At 47.0% G+C, this 247-nt stretch carries 1 protein-coding gene; it reads left to right on the forward strand.

Translation table 11 applies throughout. The features are described 5' to 3' along the window. Positions 1 to 247 (forward strand): cadherin-like domain-containing protein (locus AB4585_RS21670; RefSeq protein ID WP_372170882.1); only part of this gene is annotated, 247 nt, incomplete at both ends.

Here is a 247-nt window from a genome sequence, read left to right on the forward strand (position 1 = left end):
TAGCGTACTCAATCGATGAAGATGGTTCTATCCGTCTAAGCCAAGAGCAACTGTTATCACAAGCATCTGATGTTGAAGGCGATGACCTTACTGCTAGCGGCCTAACGGTTGGTGGTGATGCGACGGTTGTAGCTAACGATGATGGCAGTTTCACCATCACGCCAGATGAGAACTTCAATGGCGACATTGATATCAGCTTCGATATCTCAGATGGTACCAATACCGTTCAAGCATCAGCTGACCTAAC

Source organism: Vibrio sp. 10N.222.49.C9, from assembly GCF_041474985.1.
GTDB classification, from domain to species: Bacteria; Pseudomonadota; Gammaproteobacteria; order Enterobacterales; family Vibrionaceae; genus Vibrio; species Vibrio crassostreae_C.